Origin of the sequence: Leclercia sp. TB492 (genome assembly GCF_049974505.2) — a bacterium.
In the GTDB taxonomy this organism is placed as follows: Bacteria; Pseudomonadota; Gammaproteobacteria; order Enterobacterales; family Enterobacteriaceae; genus Enterobacter; species Enterobacter adecarboxylatus_C.
Window position 1 is genome coordinate 2,876,005 of record NZ_CM127572.1, and the last position, 18,981, is coordinate 2,894,985.

General features: G+C 58.7%; 16 protein-coding genes and 1 pseudogene. 1 reads left to right on the forward strand and 16 read right to left on the reverse strand.

All coding sequences use genetic code 11. The annotated features are described in order from the left end of the window. Position 1 precedes the first annotated feature (1 nt). From flhA to ACP4QI_RS13700, 15 genes and pseudogenes are all read right to left on the reverse strand, one after another. Positions 2–2,080: a flagellar biosynthesis protein FlhA gene (gene flhA, locus ACP4QI_RS13630; protein ID WP_142486238.1), complete on the reverse strand. Its 2,079-nt coding sequence runs from the start codon at positions 2,078–2,080 to the stop codon at positions 2–4. Continuing rightward, positions 2,073–3,221, reverse strand: coding sequence for a flagellar biosynthesis protein FlhB (gene flhB / locus ACP4QI_RS13635; protein WP_142486239.1), 1,149 nt, complete (start codon positions 3,219–3,221; stop codon positions 2,073–2,075). The genes flhA and flhB overlap by 8 nt, the downstream gene beginning before the upstream one ends. A 121-nt stretch (positions 3,222–3,342) precedes the next feature. After that, positions 3,343–3,906: a helix-turn-helix transcriptional regulator gene (locus ACP4QI_RS13640; protein ID WP_426495317.1), complete on the reverse strand. Its 564-nt coding sequence runs from the start codon at positions 3,904–3,906 to the stop codon at positions 3,343–3,345. Between the two features lie 78 nt (positions 3,907–3,984). Continuing rightward, the gene (locus tag ACP4QI_RS13645; protein ID WP_142486241.1) at positions 3,985–4,209 is read right to left on the reverse strand and encodes a hypothetical protein; all 225 of its coding nucleotides are present in this window, start codon (positions 4,207–4,209) and stop codon (positions 3,985–3,987) included. Positions 4,210–4,546: 337 nt separating this feature from the next. After that, positions 4,547–5,191, reverse strand: a complete 645-nt coding sequence (gene cheZ, locus ACP4QI_RS13650; protein WP_142486242.1) for a protein phosphatase CheZ — start codon at positions 5,189–5,191, stop codon at positions 4,547–4,549. 10 nt (positions 5,192–5,201) lie between these two features. After that, positions 5,202–5,591: a chemotaxis response regulator CheY gene (gene cheY / locus ACP4QI_RS13655; protein ID WP_039030844.1), complete on the reverse strand. Its 390-nt coding sequence runs from the start codon at positions 5,589–5,591 to the stop codon at positions 5,202–5,204. Positions 5,592–5,607: 16 nt separating this feature from the next. Continuing rightward, complete coding sequence (locus ACP4QI_RS13660; protein WP_142486243.1) at positions 5,608–6,657, reverse strand: protein-glutamate methylesterase/protein-glutamine glutaminase; 1,050 nt, start codon at positions 6,655–6,657, stop codon at positions 5,608–5,610. Beyond that, positions 6,654–7,523: a protein-glutamate O-methyltransferase CheR gene (gene cheR, locus ACP4QI_RS13665; protein WP_142486244.1), complete on the reverse strand. Its 870-nt coding sequence runs from the start codon at positions 7,521–7,523 to the stop codon at positions 6,654–6,656. The genes ACP4QI_RS13660 and cheR overlap by 4 nt, the downstream gene beginning before the upstream one ends. Before the next feature lie 19 nt (positions 7,524–7,542). Further along, positions 7,543–9,144, reverse strand: a complete 1,602-nt coding sequence (tap, locus tag ACP4QI_RS13670; RefSeq protein ID WP_156264087.1) for a methyl-accepting chemotaxis protein IV — start codon at positions 9,142–9,144, stop codon at positions 7,543–7,545. 44 nt (positions 9,145–9,188) lie between these two features. Continuing rightward, positions 9,189–10,844: a methyl-accepting chemotaxis protein II gene (gene tar / locus ACP4QI_RS13675; protein WP_426495316.1), complete on the reverse strand. Its 1,656-nt coding sequence runs from the start codon at positions 10,842–10,844 to the stop codon at positions 9,189–9,191. Between the two features lie 83 nt (positions 10,845–10,927). After that, positions 10,928–11,893: a Csu type fimbrial protein gene (locus ACP4QI_RS13680; protein WP_285128033.1), complete on the reverse strand. Its 966-nt coding sequence runs from the start codon at positions 11,891–11,893 to the stop codon at positions 10,928–10,930. Continuing rightward, positions 11,890–14,274 carry a fimbria/pilus outer membrane usher protein gene (locus ACP4QI_RS13685; RefSeq protein ID WP_142486248.1) on the reverse strand — a complete coding sequence of 795 codons (2,385 nt, stop codon included), beginning with the start codon at positions 14,272–14,274 and terminating at the stop codon, positions 11,890–11,892. Before ACP4QI_RS13685 ends, ACP4QI_RS13680 begins: the two co-directional genes overlap by 4 nt. Then, positions 14,250–15,008, reverse strand: a complete 759-nt coding sequence (locus ACP4QI_RS13690) for a fimbrial biogenesis chaperone (RefSeq protein ID WP_426495315.1) — start codon at positions 15,006–15,008, stop codon at positions 14,250–14,252. Before ACP4QI_RS13690 ends, ACP4QI_RS13685 begins: the two co-directional genes overlap by 25 nt. A 16-nt stretch (positions 15,009–15,024) precedes the next feature. Beyond that, positions 15,025–15,573 (reverse strand): Csu type fimbrial protein, encoded by a 549-nt coding sequence (locus ACP4QI_RS13695; RefSeq protein WP_142486250.1) that lies wholly within the window; start codon positions 15,571–15,573, stop codon positions 15,025–15,027. 15 nt (positions 15,574–15,588) lie between these two features. Continuing rightward, positions 15,589–16,138: pseudogene (locus ACP4QI_RS13700) on the reverse strand (SCPU domain-containing protein). A gap of 443 nt (positions 16,139–16,581) precedes the next feature. Here ACP4QI_RS13700 and ACP4QI_RS13705 point away from each other — a divergent pair. Then, entirely contained in the window at positions 16,582–17,841 is a 1,260-nt protein-coding gene (locus ACP4QI_RS13705; protein ID WP_426495314.1) for a dicarboxylate/amino acid:cation symporter, read from the forward strand. A 636-nt stretch (positions 17,842–18,477) separates the two neighbouring features. Here ACP4QI_RS13705 and cheW read toward each other — a convergent pair. Next, positions 18,478–18,981 (reverse strand): chemotaxis protein CheW, encoded by a 504-nt coding sequence (cheW, locus tag ACP4QI_RS13710; RefSeq protein ID WP_032611989.1) that lies wholly within the window; start codon positions 18,979–18,981, stop codon positions 18,478–18,480.

The following is an 18,981-nucleotide window of genomic DNA, read 5'->3' on the forward strand; positions in this document are numbered from 1 at the left end:
ATTATTGCCCTCCAATGCTGGCAGTCATGCGGATGTGGCGATTGTCCGAGAGCTCCATATTCGACAGGACCACCAGCTGCGTCAGGCTGCGGCGCAGGAACCGCGACAGTAGCGGACGCAGCGCGTGGTTCACCAGCAGTACCGGCGGCGCGCCGAGCATCTCCTGACGCTGCAACGCCTCCTGGGTTTGCGCCAGCAGACGATCCGCCAGCCCCGGCTCCAGCCCGCCGCCGCCCTGCAACGCCTGCAGCAACAGACGCTCAAGCGGCGTATCCAGCCCAATCACCTGCACCTCGCCGGTACCCGGGAACCACTGCTGGGTAATGGCACGGCCCAGCGCCACGCGCACCACCGCCGTCAGCTCGTGCGGATCGTTTTGCAGCGGCGCATGTTCGGCCAGGGTTTCCAGAATGGTACGCATATCGCGGATCGGCACTTTCTCGTCGAGCAGATTTTGCAGCACTTTGTGCAGCGTGGTCAGGGTCAATACGCCCGGAACCAGATCTTCGGTCAGCTTCGGCATCTCCTGGGTCACGCGATCCAGCAGCTGCTGCGCCTCCTGACGACCAAACAGCTCCGCCGAGAACTGACCGATCAGGTGGTTCAGGTGGGTGGCTACCACGGTACTGGCCTCCACCACGGTATAGCCCTGGATTTGCGCCTGCTCTTTCAGGGCACTTTCGATCCAGATGGCCGCCAGTCCAAAGGCCGGGTCGATAGTTTGTTCCCCCGGCAGCGTTCCCGCCGCCGTACCCGGGTTGATCGCCAGCCAGCGACCCGGATAGGCGTCCCCGCTGCCGATCTCCACCCCTTTCATCAGGATGCGGTAGCGTGCAGGGGGCAGATCCATATTGTCGCGGATATGCACCACCGGCGGCAGGAAGCCCATGTCCTGCGCGAATTTTTTACGGATACTGCGGATACGCCCCAGCAGTTCACCGTCCTGTTGGGCATCAACCATCGGGATCAGGCGATAGCCCACCTCCATCCCCAGCGAATCTTCCAGCTGGACGTCATTCCAGGTGGCTTCCACCGCCTGGGTGTTTTCCGGCATCTTAATCGGTGCAGGCTCGGCCTTCGGTTTGGCTTCACGCCCGCGCAGCCACCAGGCCAGCCCCAGCAGCGCGGCGGTGAACAGCAGGAAGACGAAGTTCGGCATCCCCGGCACCAGGCCCAGCAGCCCCAGTACCGCCGCCGACAGCATCAGCACGTTCGGGTTACTGAACAGCTGAGTTACCATTTGCTCGCCAACGTCCTGATCGGTGGCGACGCGGGTCACGATCACACCGGCCGCGGTGGAGATCACCAGCGCCGGGATCTGGGCCACCAGACCGTCACCGATGGTCAGCAGGGTATAGCTTTCCGCCGCATGGCCCATGCTCATCCCGTGCTGCAGAACCCCGACCAGCAGGCCACCCACCACGTTGATCACCATGATCAGAATACCGGCGATGGCATCGCCGCGAACGAACTTACTCGCACCGTCCATCGAGCCGTAGAAGTCGGCTTCCTGGGTCACTTCTGCACGGCGTTTTTTCGCTTCATCTTCGCCAATCAGCCCGGCGTTGAGATCGGCGTCAATCGCCATCTGTTTGCCCGGCATCCCGTCCAGTACGAAACGCGCGCCCACTTCCGCGATACGTCCCGCACCTTTGGTGATAACCATAAAGTTGATGATCACGAGGATGATAAACACCACGATACCGATGGCGAAGTTGCCGCCCACCAGGAAGTGGCCGAAGGCCTCAACCACCTTACCTGCCGCCGCGCCGCCGGTATGGCCATCCATCAGAATGATACGGGTGGAGGCCACGTTCAGCGCCAGACGTAGCAGCGTGGTAAACAGCAGAATGGTCGGGAATGCGGCGAACTCCAGCGTGCGCTGGGTGAACATCGCCACCAGCAGCACCATGATCGAGAGCGCAATGTTGAAGGTAAAAAGCAGGTCGAGGATGAATGCCGGAAGCGGCAACACCATCATCGACAGAATTAGCAGGATGAGGATCGGCCCGGCCATAATCTGCCATTGAGTCGATTTCAGGTTGCCGGGGAGGCGCAACATTGCCACCAGATTAGCCATCAGTGTCCTTCTCGTTCATAAAATCCAGCGCAGCAGGCACCGGGAGATTCTCAGGTTTCACAGGCCGTTGACCACCGGCCAGACGCCAGCGTTTCAACTGCCATACCCATGCCAGCACTTCCGCCACAGCGGCATACAGCTGGCCTGGGATCTGTTGTCCAATTTCCGCATGGCGATAAAGCGCACGCGCCAGCGGCGGGGCCTCCAGCATCGGAATGCGATTTTCGTTACCAATTTCGCGGATCCGCAGGGCAATCAGCCCAGCCCCTTTCGCCACCACCTTCGGCGCGCTCATTTTGTCTTCGTCATACTGCAGCGCAACGGAGTAGTGGGTCGGGTTGGTGACGATGACGTCCGCTTTCGGCACATCCTCCATCATCCTGCGACGGGCGGCGGCACGCTGCATCTGGCGGATACGCCCTTTAACGTGCGGGTCGCCTTCCATCTGCTTATGTTCATCGCGAAGGTCCTGTTTGGACATCCGCAGTTTTTTGATATGGCTGTAGATCTGGAAGAAAACGTCAAATCCCACCATCGGGATAATGCTCAGCACCACCAGCAGCGAACAGAGCCCCACCAGATCGAGCGCGTTGCTCATCGCGGTCAGCGGAGACTCGCTGATCAGGCGCATCATCTCCGGCCAGTTGTGCCAGATAAAAAATCCGGCCACGCTACCCATCAGCGTGGCTTTCATCAACGCTTTCACCAGCTCAGCGGCGGTTTGCGCCGAGAACATCTTCGCAATCCCGGGCAGCGGGTTCAGTTTTGAGAATTTAAACTGCAACGACTTTCCGCTAAACACCAGCCCGCCCAGCATGATCGGCGATACGAGCGCCACCAGTACGACGCCGGTAATCAGCGGCAGCAGCGCGACCATCGCGCTTTTGATCAGCAGGATAATCTGGCTGAGGATCAGGTTAGGGTCGTTGACCATGCTGTGATCGAAGCGCAACCCGGCCGAGAGCATGCCGGCCAGTCTGCGGGCAAGGGATTCCCCGCCGATCCAGATAATGCACACGCCAACCAGTAAAATCAGCAGCGAGGTGAGTTCTCGGGATCGGGGTATTTGCCCGTCCTCACGCGCTTTTTCAAGTCGGTGGGGTGTGGGGGCTTCTGTTTTGTCGTCGCTATCTTCTGCCACGGCAAGCATCTCGCAGGTAGAGGTCCGGACGCTATGATGCCAAAGCGGGCGCTGAACAATGGGCTAATTAGCGGCGATAAAAGGGCTGATTTAGGGCTTTCGGTTGGGTCAGCGCGTTAATTTATGCCTGTACAGCCTGTTTACAACGGCGTGCCACCAGGGATGCGGCAAGAGACGCAATTTTTTCAGAGTCTTTTGAGGCGCTATTTCTGAGCACCAGGTTCCACTTACTGAGGACCTGTGCGTTAACGACCAGCTCGCTGTCCTGTTTTAAGCGGCCGTTCGATGAAAGCCAGTGCGCCACGTCGCCCCAGTCCCACAGCGGAGACTGACCTTTAATGCGCTGGATAGGGCAAGGAAAATCGCCGCTTCCGCGGGTGCCGTCTTTTAGCATGGCGATTGCCTGGCGCGACATGTTGGTCATTTCGGCTATGTCGCTCAAACCGACAAGGGCGGAGTCGACAGATCCTACGATAGCGCCGATGCCCGCTGATTCGATATTGTCGACCGCTGAGAAGATGGCTGCATCCAGGGATTCAGCTTCACGGTCAAACTCAACGTAGACGGAGCGGCCATATGCGCAAATCAGTGCATCGTCGCAGCCGCTTGCGTACAGCGCATCTTCCAGTCCTTCAGTCTCGTAAGTTACGCCTGATAGGGTCAGAATGAAGTTATAAAGCGCCATAATACCTCTTTGTTTTATCTTCAGACATTTTCTCTTATTCGGTAAAGAGCAGCTGTTGCTGCCCTTTACCGGGCAAAATCAAGGACAGCGTTTTACGTTGCGGATGATTTGCATCGCATGGCTTTCTGCGTTTTTCGGCGTCGACCATACGCTCATTTGGCAATCGCGATGTTCACCTTCAGGATTACCACAGCGTAACTTGCAGAAACAGTGCGCTGAATGACCGGGAGGAACCCAAATCCAGCCTCTCCGGAGGGCATATTCAATTGCCTCCTGAATATGCTTGTTCGGATGTTTCTTCATTAGCCTCCGTTATTAAGATGCTATTATGACTGTTGACATCTGTCAACGATGATTTTATCACTCGACCGTTTGTTGCCTATGGTCAGCAATGACCCTGGTGAGACTATCAGAATGGCTGAATTTGAAATAACGTAAGTCGCGGCAGGTTACTGATTCTGGAAGGATTGTCGTAATAAAGGATGAAAAAGATGCACAAAGAAAAATGCCACCTTTGCAGGTGGCGTTTTTGCCTGGCGGCGCTTCGCTTGCACAGGCCTACCAGGACCGCACAATATTATGATATTGCAGGTTTTGTAGGCCGGGTAAGCGCAGCGCCACCCGGCAATTCCAGCAGATATCAGAACCCTAAGCTGTCCAGCAGGTCGTCGACCTGATCCTGGCTTGCCACGACACCGGCTTTGGTGGTATCGAGCTGCGGGCCATTCAACAGGCTTTCGTTTTCGCGTTGTGGACGCGCGGAAGGTTCCGGCATGTTCTCCAGCAGCACCATCAACAGCTGACGTTCAATCTCCTGGATCACATCCATCATGCGCTTGATCACCTGACCGGTAAGGTCCTGGAAATCCTGCGCCATCATGATCTCCAGCAGCTGCGCGTTGGTGAAGCTGGTATGGCCCGGCACATCGCCAAGGTACTGACGAGTATCGGTGACCAGTTCGCGGGCGTCGGACAGTTCGATTGGATTTTCGAACCACTCATCCCAGCGTTTGGTCAGCGCTTTCGCGCCTTTTTCCATCTCATCCTGATGCGGCTGCGACGCTTCAACACTGTTCAGCGCACGCTCTGCCGCCTGGGCAGTCATTTGCACAACATAATCAAGACGATCGCGGGCATCGGGAATCGCTTCCGCCGCTTCTGCAATCGCCTGATCCAGTCCCAGCTCACGCAGGCTGTCGCGCAGCATGCGCGTCAGGCTGCCGATCCGGGCAATTATGTCGCCGGGTGAATGCTCATCCGTGGGTTTAATCGAAGGCTGCATCATCTCCCGTACCTCACATGCCGAGTTTCTCGAAGATCTTACCGAGTTTTTCTTCCAAAGTTGCAGCGGTGAATGGCTTCACCACATACCCGCTTGCGCCAGCCTGTGCCGCAGCAATAATGTTCTCTTTCTTGGCTTCGGCCGTCACCATCAGCACAGGCAGAGAGGCCATCGCGCCATTTGCACGAATGGTTTTCAGCAGTTCCAGACCATCCATGTTCGGCATGTTCCAGTCGGAAATGACAAAACCAAAGCCGCCGGCATTCAGTTTGTTCAGCGCATCGACACCGTCTTCCGCTTCTTCAACATTATTAAAACCCAGCTCTTTCAGCAGGTTGCGCACGATGCGACGCATGGTGGAAAAGTCATCCACAACCAAAAACTTGAGCTCTTTGTCCGCCATAAAACTACACTCCTCGTTAAATACGTATTGCCTGTCCGGCACTGATTTTTGCCAGCATCTGCTGACTAACCTGACTGAGATCGACCACTTCGCTGACGCCACCCATATTGATGGCCTCGCGCGGCATGCCGAACACTACACAACTTGCTTCATTCTGCGCGATGGTCCAGGCGCCAGCCTGGTGCATCGCAAGCATTCCGGCGGCGCCGTCGTTGCCCATCCCCGTCAGGATCACCCCAACGGCGTTGCGCCCCGCGTGTTTCGCCACCGAATGAAACAGCACATCCACCGACGGACGGTGCCGGTTAACCGGCGGCCCGTCATGAATTTTGATTTGATAGTTTGCACCGCTGCGCGCCAGCTCCATATGCTTGTCCCCCGGGGCGATATAGGCATGCCCTGGCAGAACGCGCTCGCCGTCTTCCGCCTCTTTCACGCTGATCTGACACAATTTGTTCAGACGCTCGGCGAACGAACGGGTAAAGCCTGGCGGCATATGCTGGGTAATCAGAATACCGGGGCTTGAGAGCGGCAATGGCTGGAGTACATGCCGAATTGCCTCTGTTCCCCCGGTGGATGCCCCAATCACCAGTAGTTTTTCCGAGCTTAACAGCGGGCCCGCCTTCAGGGTGACCGGCGCGGCCATCGGCTTGTGCATGGCCACCTGCGCCCGTGCGGCGGTACGAATTTTTTCCGCGATCATCTCGCTGTACGCCAGCATCCCTTCACGAATGCCGAGCTGCGGTTTGGTGACGAAATCCACCGCCCCCAGCTCCAGCGCCCGCAGGGTGATCTCGGAGCCTTTGCCGGTCAGCGAAGAGACCATCACCACCGGCATCGGCCGCAGACGCATTAACTTCTCAAGGAAGTCGATGCCGTCCATACGCGGCATTTCGACATCGAGAGTCAGCACGTCGGGGTTATATTTTTTGATTAAATCCCGGGCTACCAGCGGATCGGGGGCCGTCGCCACCATCTCCATGTCGCTGTGGCTGTTGATAATCTCCGTCATGATCTGGCGCATCAACGCCGAATCATCAACTGACAAGACCCTGATTTTACTCATGCTTTATCCTTACTCAGCGCATATACCGTCTGCCCACGCAGGCTAAACTCGCGCACGAGATTGCTGAAATTCTCCGAGTGCCCGGCAAACAGTAATCCGTCCGGCTTGAGCAACGGTACAAAGCGGCGCAGGATCTCCTGCTGCGTCGTTTTGTCGAAATAGATCATCACATTACGGCAGAAAATGGCGTCAAACGGCCCCGCTACGTTGTACTGTTTCTCCAGCAGATTGACCATGGAGAACTCCACCGCATTCGCCAGTTCGCTGCGCACCCGCACCAGCCCATCGTGCGGGCCGGTGCCGCGCATGAAGTAGCGCTGAAGCTGCTGTGGCGACAAGGTTTTCAGCTCGTCCTGGCGATAGATACCGCTCTGCGCTTTTTGCAGCACTTCGGTATCGATGTCGCTGGCGACCACCTTCCAGCGGCCCGGCGCGGTACCCAGGGTATCGGCCAGGGTGATGGCGAGCGAGTAAGGCTCTTCACCGGTCGAGGCCGCCGCACTCCAGACGCGATACTCGCCGCCGCTGCGGCGGCGGGCATGCTCCGCCAGCACCGGGAAGTGGTGAGCTTCCCGGAAAAAGGCGGTCAGGTTGGTGGTCAGCGAGTTGATAAACGCCTGCCACTCCGCGCTGTTCGGGTTCGCTTCCAGCATGCCGAGGTAGCGACCAAAATCATCCAGCTCGAGCGTGCGCAAGCGACGCACAAGACGGTTGTAGACCATGTCCCGCTTGTGATCGGCAAGCACAATCCCCGCGCGCTGGTAGATTAACTGACATATCCGACGGAAATGCGCATCGGACAGCGCGAGGCGCTGTGTCATCTGTAACAATAATGACGATTGCCCTGAGGGCAGTGGTGATGTCATAGCGCCTTCTTAATCACGTTCAGGTTCCGACTGGAACGGCCTGCGACCGCCCGACTTCTGTAACTGCTTCAACACGTTCATTCACATTAAATACCGCGACCAGCGAGGTCAGATGATCCGCCTGTCCGGCTAACTGGTCGGTGGCGGCCGCGGCTTCTTCTACCAGCGCGGCGTTCTGCTGCGTCACCTGATCCATCTGGCTGACGGCCAGCGCTACCTGCTCGATCCCGCGACGCTGTTCATCGGATGCCGAGGCGATTTCGCCCATAATGTCGTTGACCTGAGTGACCGAACTGACGATTTCAGTCATGGTTTTCGCTGCGGTATCCACCAGCTCCGACCCCTGCTGCACCCGCGACACCGACTCTTCAATCAGCACCTTGATCTCTTTTGCCGCATTGGCGCTGCGGCTCGCCAGGTTGCGCACTTCGCCCGCCACCACCGCAAAACCACGCCCCTGCTCGCCCGCACGGGCGGCTTCCACCGCGGCGTTCAGCGCCAGAATGTTGGTCTGGAACGCAATGCCGTCGATGACGCTGATGATGTCGCCAATCTTCTGTGAACTGGTGGCGATCTGATTCATGGTGTTCGCCACGCGGGAAGCCTGTTCGCCCCCCTTCTTCGCCGTCTGGGCCGCGCTCTTCGCCAGACCGGAAGCCTGACGGGCGTTATCGGCGTTCTGCCCGACGGTGGCGGTCAACTGCTCCATGCTGGCGGCCGTTTGTGCCAGCGACGCGGCCTGCTGTTCGGTGCGCGACGAGAGATCGTTATTGCCTTCGGCAATCTCCGAGATCCCGGTGTGCATGGCATAGCTGCCCTGACGCACCTCGGTTACCGTTTCGCGCAGCGAGCCCTGCATCGCTTTCAGGCTGGCGAAAATAGCCGAAATTTCGTTTTTGCCGTACACCGCCACCGGCCGCGCCAGATCGCCCTTCGCAATGCTGTCGAAATGGCTGCTGATGATCGCCAGCGGCTGAACGATCATCCTGCGTGACCACCACAGCGCGGCGCTGGTCAGTATCGCGGTCAGCACAATCATGGTGGCGAAAATCACGCCGGACATGTGGTAGCTGGTGCGGCTGTCGTTACCCGCGGCCTGCACAAACTGATTTATCTCCTGCTGCCAGGCCTCGGTGCTGGCGTCAAACGCCGCCTGCGACTCCTGTACCGGTGCGGTGAGGAAATCCGACAGCTGGTTGTTTTCCAGCCAGGTCGCCTGATGTTCCAGATCGCTGTACCACTGACTGAACGCACCCTGCATCGCTTTTTTCAGCTCGCTGTCTTTCGCGCCGATCGCTGGCTGTTCGTTAAAGGATTTGAACATGCCGTCAGCCTGCTTCAGGCTGCTGCGCGCGGTGGTCATCAGCGCCTTGATGTCATCAGGCGGATAACTCAGCGCGGTCAGGGTGCCCGCTTTATTCAGCGCCGTGCTGGCCTGCAGCAGAACGGCGCGGCTCTGCGTCAGTAGCGCGCGCTGTTGGTTGCTGCTCTGCATCTCCTGCAAGTTCTGATAACCATCGCGAAAAGCCCAAAACGACAAGCCGTTACTGCCAACCTGCAACACCCCACAGACAATCAAAATCAAAAACAGGGTGGTCGAGATACGAATACGATTTAACATCCACGCTCCCATTTAGCGGCCAGCAGCCGCGATTTAACGTTCGATCAAAATGTTTCCCAGTTATCATCTTTCCCGGTGGTCAGCGCGCGTACGTGGGCCGGTGCATTGACCGGCGCTGCCGGTTGCTGGCTGGCACGCGATGACACCGTTTTTCCAGGTGCAGAAGTAAGACGAAACGCCGAAACGGCCATCTTCAGACGGCTCGCCTGCTCTTCCAGTTGCGCCGCAGCGGTAGCGGACTCCTGAACCAGCGCGGCGTTTTGTTGTGTGACACGATCCATTTCCGATACCGCCAGGGCGACCTGGTCGATACCACGACTCTGCTCATCGGAGGCCGAGGCGATTTCACCCATGATGTCGGTCACGCGCGTTACCGCGTTGACGATGTCATTCATGGTTTCTCCCGCGCTTTCCACCAGCACCGAGCCGGTATCCACGCGCGCGACAGAATCTTCAATCAGGGCTTTGATCTCTTTGGCCGCGTTGGCGCTGCGGCTGGCGAGGTTACGTACTTCTCCGGCCACCACCGCAAATCCACGCCCCTGCTCGCCGGCACGCGCGGCTTCCACCGCGGCGTTCAGCGCCAGGATGTTGGTCTGGAAAGCGATACCGTCGATCACGCTGATGATGTCAGCGATCTTCTTCGAGCTGCCGGCGATGTCGTGCATGGTTTTCACCACGCCATCCACCACCTTGCCGCCGCGCTGTGCGGTTTCCGAGGCGCTGTTCGCCAGCTGTGACGCCTGACGGGCGTTATCGGCGTTCTGCTTCACGGTAGCAGTGAGCTGCTCCATGCTCGCCGCGGTCTCTTCCAGCGCCGATGCCTGCTGCTCGGTGCGGGAGGAGAGATCGTTGTTGCCCATCGCGATTTCGCTGGTGCCGGTGTAGATGGCATCCGAGCCCTGGCGCACGTTAGCAACCGTCTCGCTCAGGGAGCGCTGCATATGGTCCACGGTGACGGCCAGCTGGGTGATTTCACTGCGCCCGGCGATGGTCAGGCTCTGAGTCAGATCGCCGCTGGCAATCTGGCGAATATGGTCGATAACGCGATTTAACGGATTGAGCAGGGTATGGCGAATGCCGTACCAGACCCCTACCAGCACGATCGCCAGCGCCAGGGCGAGGATCCCCATCTGCCATTTGGCAAAGGTGTAATCTTTCACGCTGGCGTTGAATGCTTCCTGGTTACGCGCATCGGACGCGGTAACATAATCCCGCAGGGCGGTGCCCAGCGCGTTCTGCTTTGACTGGGTGGCCTGGGCGAAATAGGCGTCCATATTGCCGCTCTCGAGGAACTGGATCAGCTCCGTCAGCGCCGCGGCATACTCCTGGTATTTGTCATTGATGGTCTGACTCACCTGCGCCATCGACGGCTGTGGCGTGATGGCGCTGTAAGCCTTGAAGTGTTTGTCCGCTTCCGCCAGCGTCGTGCGGGCGCTGTTGATCAGTTCAGGTTGCGGCTTAGCGGGATCCGTCGCCATGCGCGCGGAGGCGCGGCTCAGGTTGATGCGCGTTTGCAGCAGGTAATCCCAGGTGGAGGTGATTTCGCTTTGTTGAACGCGGAATTCGTTAGAAACCGCAAAACTGTCCTGGTTGGCTTTAATAGAAGAGAAAAACAGACTGCCGGAAACGAGCTGTAACAGAGCGAAGACAGCCAGCACCAACATCAGCATTGTAACAACGCGCATACGGTTCAACATACAACACCTTCTTATGAATTTGTTCTCGGTGTTATCGGCACAACTGACGGGAACTTTACATTTGCGAAAGGGAAAAGCGTGGGTCAGAACGCGACGTCGACGACCAGGGTGTCGCTATAGCTACCGGCGGGAGGAGTGGCCTGATTCGTCAGGACGCGGGCGGTGTAGTTGTAGCTGCGTAACAGCCCGTCGGCGCTCACCTGCGAAGAGGCACCGCTGGACCAGCGTTCGCTGCCGCTGCTTCCCCAGCGATTGGCGGTCGCTTCTTTATAGATCTCATAGCTCATGCGGTTATTGCCACTGGCCATCCGGCGCACGTTATTGCTGGCGTTAGCACCGTTATTGATGCCGATGGTATAGACGCTGCCTTTGGTGCAGGTCACCGAGATGGCCTGCGAGACGGTGGGAAAATTCTGCACCAGCGGCGCGCTGTTGAAGTTGACGTTCGGGGTGGTCATGGCGCTGCAGTCGTTGGTGACCGTCATGTTGAGGGTGATGCTGGTCAGCACGGTGCCGGTTTGCGGCGTGGTACATAATCCCAGCGCGCCCAAAAAGCAGACGTTGTAGCTTACGCTGAAGTTGAGGGTCACCTGATAGGGCCCGGCGCTGACGTTCTGTCCGGCGAGGGTGCGAAAATAGAGCGGGATGTTGTACTGGTTTGAACCGAGCAGAGTTAACAGCGATGTACCGTTCCAGGTGTAGCTCTTGCCTGTCAGCACTTCGCTGCTGCTGTTGCACGTAGACTGGCCGCACAGACGGATAGGGATCGCATCGGTGATAGCGGCGTTATCGGTGCGCTTCATCGTGCCGCGGCTGTTGGCGGCAATCGTGGCTCCGGTGAAGGTGAGGGTCACCGAATCGTTGGTCAACAAACTGAGCACCTTATCGCAGTTCACCACCAGCGTGCCGGTGGTTGCCACTTCATTGCTGCCGCTGAGGGCAAACGAGGTCACGCTGCCAAAGCTGGCATTGACGGTGCTGACCCGGCAGGCTCCCCAGCTGGTCGCCGAAAAGAGAAGCAATCCTACCAACAGAAGCAGGCGTTTCATGGCTGCACCCGGCAGGTCAGCGGACCGTAAGTTTGCAGCTTATGCTCCGGGTTCGCCGCCAGCGTCAGGGTGACATGGCAGCCTTTGCCCTCCGGCGTGATGACGTCGAGCGGGTTGACGTCCGCCAGATCTTCCAGCCAGGCGATGCCATCATAGCCCACCACCACCGGCTTGCGCCCCTGGCGTCGCACCTGGCTGCCCAGCGGGATCGCCTCCCCTGCCCCGTCGTGGAGGATCACGCTGGCGACCCGCTCCTGCTCCATCGGGAAATCCACCAGATAGCCGCTGTTACGCCGCAGGGCGATGCGGCGTTCGGTCTCCTTCAGGCGGGTATCGGCGGGTAAATTAAGGGTGTTAATGCTGTAGCTGGCCGGGTAATAGGCGGATACGCCGCTGATCAGCAGATAACCGTTGCGGTTGGTTTTGCCCACCGGCTGGTTCTCATAGCTGACCGGCACGTCCGGCTGCCCGTCGGTGCTGACGACCACAAAGGCGTCGTTGATTTTGTTGGCGGCAAACAGCTCCCCGTCCATCAGCACTACCGCGCCCATCGCCTCGCCCCACCAGGTCATCATGTCGCGCTCGCCGTAGCCGCCGCCCTGCAGCTCAATATTGTTGTTACGCCACCCCAGGGTGGCCTGCTGATAGTTGCTGGCCTGCGACTGGCGCGCCCACGCCATATTCCAGCTGAAGCCACCGTCGGTGGGCATGGAGTGGTTATAGTTGAGCCGCTGGGTGCTGCCGGCATCCGGGGTGTTTTCCAGGGTGATTGCGGCGCTGTCGCGCTCCCCCAGCGGGATCTGCAGCGACAGCGCCACCGTCCAGTCGCCCTGCTGTCGATCCCGGCTGGCGGCGAGATAAATACTGCTGCTGCCCCATAGATTACGGCTCCAGGAGAGGTTCAGCAGCTCGGTTTTCTTATCGTCGAAACTCTGTACGCCGATCCATGCCGCGCCGATATTGCCATAGTCGCCAAGGTTAAAGGTCAGGGAATACTGATCGGTATTGCGGCTCAGGCTGGCGATGGGCTGGTCGTGTTCATCGTAGACGGTCGGCTGGTCGTAGAGCGCGAGGTTGCCGAAGCCGCGATCGCGACGGCTGTGCTGGGTGGCAATGCTGAAGGCGTTGGTGCTGTACTGGTAGCCCCAGTTGACCTGCCCGCCGGTTTCGCCGCGCATCTTGCTTTGCGTCCAGGCGCTGTTCACCACCCCCAGACGCCCCAGCTTGACGATGGTTCCGGCCCCGCCCAGCGCCAGCTCCTCCGCCCCTTCAACGTGGCCTTCCAGCGTCAGCCAGTCGGTAAGCCCGTAGCGGTATGAGCCGCTGCCCGCCGCCGGGCCGTAGTCAAAATTCTTGATGCCGTAGTTGCGGCGCAGACTGCCGAGGGTCATGGCCCCGTCGCTAAGCCCCTGGCGAAGCAGATCGCTGGTGACGTAGAACGGCATGGTGGTACTCACCTGGCGGCCCAGCGCATCGGTAGTGACCAGCACCGCATCCCCCGCGCCGTTGATGTAGGGCAGATTGGTGAGGGTGAACGGCCCCGGCTGCAAACGGGTGGAGCCCGCCCGGTAGCCGTTGACGAACAGATCCACCGAGGTGGGCACCGCCGCTTCACCCGAGAATTCGGGCAGCGGCCAAGTGACGAGGTCCGGGCGCAGGGAGAAATCGCGGCCGTAGCTGATGCCGCCCATGCGCACGCTGCTGCTCCAGCTCAGGGCATCGCTGATCACATCCCCGGCGGTCCAGGTGGTGGCGTCTTCTTCATCGGTGATCGTCAGGGTGGTGTCGTAGCGCACGTACCCTTCTTCCTGACCGCTGCCGCCGGACAAGTTTTTCCGCACATAGCCGGTGGAGGATAACGATCCCCGGTCGTCAAAATAGCGAAACTCATGCCACAGGGAGGCCTGGCCGCCGCTGTGTTCGGTGTGGTTGGTATAGAAGTCGTAGTTGAGCAGCGCCCCTTTACCAAAATGGGGGGTGCTGCGCGCCATCTGGCCGCTGAAGGGGGTGACGCGCGCGCCAATCCACTCCCGCGGAACGCTGAGCAGCAGCCGTTGCCCGGTGCTGTCATACTCGGCGCGCACGTCCGTCAGACGGCTGACGTTCACCTCTCCCGGCGGGACGTGTTCGGCGGGTAATCCGGCGCGGCGCAGATCGGCGCTGGCGACCAGATACTCCTCCTGCCGCCGGGTGACGGGCACCACCAGCCCGGTATCGTAATGGTTGACGATCAGCACCAGCTGGAATACGGCCTCGTCACTCATTGACTGCGGCACCGGCGGCGGAGGCAACATATCGTCACCGGGATCGGCCCAGCTTGCGGAACTGACGCAGAGCAGGATTAGCATCGACGGCTTCAGTTGACGGGGGCCGACTGCCATTGCGTGTCCCGGGCATTAATTTGCGCACGCATCTGGCCCGGGTGGTCCATCCCTGACGGTAGCGGCCAGCTGCGGGCGCTGCCCGGCAGCACGTAACCCAGCAGGCCATCTGCCAGAGTGCGACGCTGCCCCCCCTGTTGCAGCGTCACCTGACTGAGTCGGACATGCACATCGCCCTGATTACGGACCTGCAAGGCCGGCTGGCCATTCTCGCGGACCACCCGCCAGTTGAGATCCCGCGTCTCGACCAGCGCATGGTGCGCGCCGTCCTTAATGGTGGCAATTCCCTGCCCGTAGACAAACAGCGGAATGGAGTAACGCATCTGCAGCTTCAACCCCATCTGCGGGGTCTCCTTATCCTGCGGCTGGGGGATCTCATCCACGATGATGCGGTAGGCTTGCTCCACCCCCATCGGCACCTCGCTCTGTTTAATCAGGCGGATTAACTGCTTGCTGCCCTTAGCGATAGCGACAATCGGCGGGCTGGCCACCACCTCCTGCTGGGCGGTGTAGCGTTCGAGACCGTTTTCCTGCCGCCAGCGCACAATCCGCACCTGCATGGTGGTGGCGCTGGTGCCCTGGTTCTGCACCCACAGCTCCGTGGCTTTGGTATCCGCCGACAGCCACGGGTCGATGGGCCACAGCAGAATGGTGGCCGCCCCGTGGGCGGTATTGAGCGTCGCGCCCAGCGCCATCAGCAGACAGAGCGTGCGATATCCCGAAAATGCCTTCATTGTCCTTCTCCCTTTGTCACCACGACAGGGTCACGGTGAGTTGATCGGAATAATTTCCGGCCGGGCTGAACCCGGTCAGAAGCGCCACACCAAAAAGCGGTAGCGCAATGTTGTTGCTGTTGGTGTAAGCCACAGACACCGCCTGGTTAACCCCGATCTCACTGTTGGCCGCCAGGGAACTGCTGCTGTACAGGCGGTACGGCACCTGATTTGTCCCGCCGGCCCGCTGCATATTGCGCACCGAGGTGTAGTGCTGACCGCCGTCGATACTCATGCTCAGCGCCACGCCGGGCGTACAGGCGATGGACAGCGCGCCGTTCGGCACAAAGCTGGTATTCACCGCTCCCCGCTCCACCCCGTTACGGGTGCCAAAGTCCAGGGTACCCAGAAGACCACCGCTGCCTGCGGCGACCGAACAGCCGGGGGTGATGGTGGCGCTCACCTGAAAGGATTGCGTCGTCACCGCATGTCCGTTTCCCGCCGCAAGCAGCAGCATGCTCAGGACAAAAAAAGCGCGCAGCCTGCCCTCTCCCGTATGTCGGAGCGTTTGTTTATCCACGCTCATTGAAACGTGCTGGCGCTAATAGGTGACGCTGACGTTAATGGTGTCGGTGTAGGTGCCGGGCACCACGGTGACGCTGTTGCCCCCGCCGGTAATGCGGCCATACAGGGTGTAGCTGTCGACGCCCCCGGCGGTAGAGGTCACCGGCAGCGGGGCGTTGTTGGCGATGATGTTGTTAAACCCGCCGTCGCTGAACAGGCTGTAAGCCACGCCCTGGCTGGTGTTGGCGGTATTGACCAGATAGCGTGCAGGGGTTCCCGGGGTGCCGACTACGGTGCCGGGGGCCGTGGAATTGGTGTTACCGGTGATCGCCACCGTGTAGCTGGCGGTGGTACATTGAATGGTGAAGGTGTTGCCGCCGCTGGCCCCGGTCAACTGGGTGGTCAGCGTGGAGAAGGTCGCCGGATGGGTACCGAAATCGAGAGTACCGAAGTTAATGCCGTCCTGCGTGCGAACCGTTAATCAGACACCCGTTGGTCAACGTCAGGGTCGCGCCAATAGTGCCGCTGCTGGTGACAGCCTGGCTATTGCTGGCGGCCATCGCCATAAGTCCACCGGTAAACAGCATCAGGAGCTTTTTGTTCATTTTCCACCCTCCAGAAAATGTCACATGGGGTTATCATTTTTTGTGATAACACTCAGTCTGTTAGCACCCTTCATGCCGCTGCCGGGTGGTTATTGTGAAATTTAGTTTAAGGTTTCGTTCTCAACCACTTTTCACCCTTTGACTCATACTTTTACCGTATTGACACCTATTTACAAATAAAAACAATCAGATAAGAAATGTCATTCGCCGTATTTTAAGCCTGACTGGAAGATATATTGGTGAAAATGTGATCTTAATCACAATATATCGCCACGGAGTTATTAACAAAATTAATAAATATTAAAAAAATATTGAAAAGCACGCTTTTTTACTTCAATTTAGGTTATGAATCATTCACGCGCTGAATAATAAAAAATTAGATACATCAGCTAATAATTTCATCTTTCTGTTAATGAGGTACTTTGGTGGCAAGTGCAAACCGACTCACGATCTTTATCGTGGTCTTTATGCTGGCGGGCATTCTGTCCGGGGCAGTCATTCATGAGTATGCGTCAGCTGACGCGATCGCAGCCTGGTCAGACAACATCACTTTACTGACCGATATCTTTTTACGCCTGATCAAAATGGTGATCGCACCGCTGGTGTTCAGCACCCTGACGGTGGGAATTATGCGCCTGGGCGAGACCGCCACCATTGGCCGCGTGGGCGGTAAAGCGATGGTCTGGTTTATCAGCTCCTCAGTACTCTCCATTCTGGTCGGATTGTTTATCGTTACCCTGTTACACCCGGGCAGCTGCCTGAATCTGGCCATCCCGGCCGGCACGGTGGATACGGGGCTGGCGACCAGCGGCATGTCGCTGAAAGGTTTCCTTTCCCATACCATCCCCACCAGCATTGCCGGGGCGATGGCCAATAACGAGATCCTGCAGATTGTGGTGTTCTCGATGTTCTTCGGCATTGGCGGCGCGTCGCTGGGGGAGAAATTTAATGCCCCGCTGGTGGCCGCGCTGGACGTGGTTTCCCACATTATGCTGAAAGTGACTGGCTACGTGATGTACGTTGCGCCGCTGGCGATCTTCGCCGCTATCTCCTCGGTGATCGCCACCCAGGGGCTGGGGATCCTGCTTAACTACGCCTCGTTTATTGGCGGCTACTATCTGGCAATCGTCCTGACCTGCCTGGTGCTGGTGGCGGTAGGCTATATGGTGCTGAAAAACGAGATCTTCCGCCTGGTGAGCATGCTGAAAGATCCGGTGCTGGTGGCCTTTACCACCAGCAGCTCCGAAGCCGCCTACCCGAAAACCCTGGAGCAGCTGACCCGCTTTGGCTGCTCGCGCAATATCGTCTCGTTCGTACTGCCGATTGGGTATTCGTTTAACCTGGTGGGTTCGATGGTCTACTGTTCGTTTGCCTCGATGTTTATCGCCCAGGCGTACAATATTCAGCTGACGTTTTCGGAAATCACGGTGCTGATGTTGACCCTGATGCTGGCCTCAAAAGGGATTGCCGGGGTGCCGCGCTCGGCGCTGGTGGTGCTGGCTGCCACTATCCCGAGTTTCCATATTCCGGTGGCGGGGATTTTGCTGCTGATGGGGATCGATCACTTCCTGGATATGGGGCGGTCCGCGATTAACGTGCTGGGGAACGGCGTGGCGACGGCGATGCTGGCGCAGAATGAAGGGCTGCTGGAGGATGAGGTTGAGCTGGCTAGCCAGGAAGCCTAAGTTGTTGTGTAGCATCATGTAATTGATGTGGAAAGGTTCCGTTCACCTTATGTCCAGCAGAATATGAAATGAACGGAACCTGTGAACGTGATAAGGGGGCCACCGCGGCCCCCTTATCAATCCCCGCGGCCCCGCGACGAAATCGGTGCTTCGCACTACGCTCACCTCCCGACCGACTGCCTGCGGTCGGCTCAACTCGACATCCTGTCTCGCTTCGCCTCTGGCCGCCTTCCCTGGCGTCCAGCCCTTGTCATCCGGTCTCCGGTTCGCCGATTTCAGCGGGGACTCAACACCCGTGCCATATTCAAACCGCAGAGAAGGTTGAGGGAGCGAAAGTCCGGCTGAAAATCGCTGAGGCGTTGACCGCAGGCCGGGGCGAGGCGCATGGATGCGCCGAGAGGGCGTGACCTACATGGATGTAGGATCACGCCCGACCCGATAGCCGAAGGGAATAAGCCGAAGGCACCGCGAAGCGGCGATTTTCTTTGCCGGGAGCCGGGATTGTTAAGGGGGCGGCGGTAGCCCCCTTAACACGTTCACCGCAGCGGGGGAAACATAAAGCAAAAAAGCCGTAGTGAACGGAACAATTCCACTACAGCCTCATGTACTAAAAGGTTAGCCTGGCGGCCAGCCTCATCACGCTACATGACTCGCCGCTACATCCAGCAGCGCCATCTCGTCGCTGTTCAGCAGCTTCTCGATATTCACCAGAATCAGCATCCGGTCACCGAGCGCGCCCAGACCGGTCAGGTATTCGGTGGAGAGCGTGACGGCAAATTCCGGTGCCGGGCGGATCTGCTCGGCAGTCAGGGAGAGCACGTCAGACACCCCGTCAACCACGATCCCGACCACACGCTGGCCCAGATTGAGCACGATCACCACGGTGTTGTCATCATACTCGACGTCGCCCTGGCTGAACTTCACGCGCAGGTCGACGATAGGCACGATAACGCCACGCAGGTTAGTCACGCCTTTGATGAAATCTGGCGTGTTGGCGATGCGGGTCACCTGATCATAGCCACGGATTTCCTGCACTTTAAGAATATCGATACCGTATTCTTCGTCACCTAAAGTGAAAACCAGGAATTCCTGCCCTGATGGCTCGCCGGCCAGCTTGGTTACATTACTCATACCGGTCAT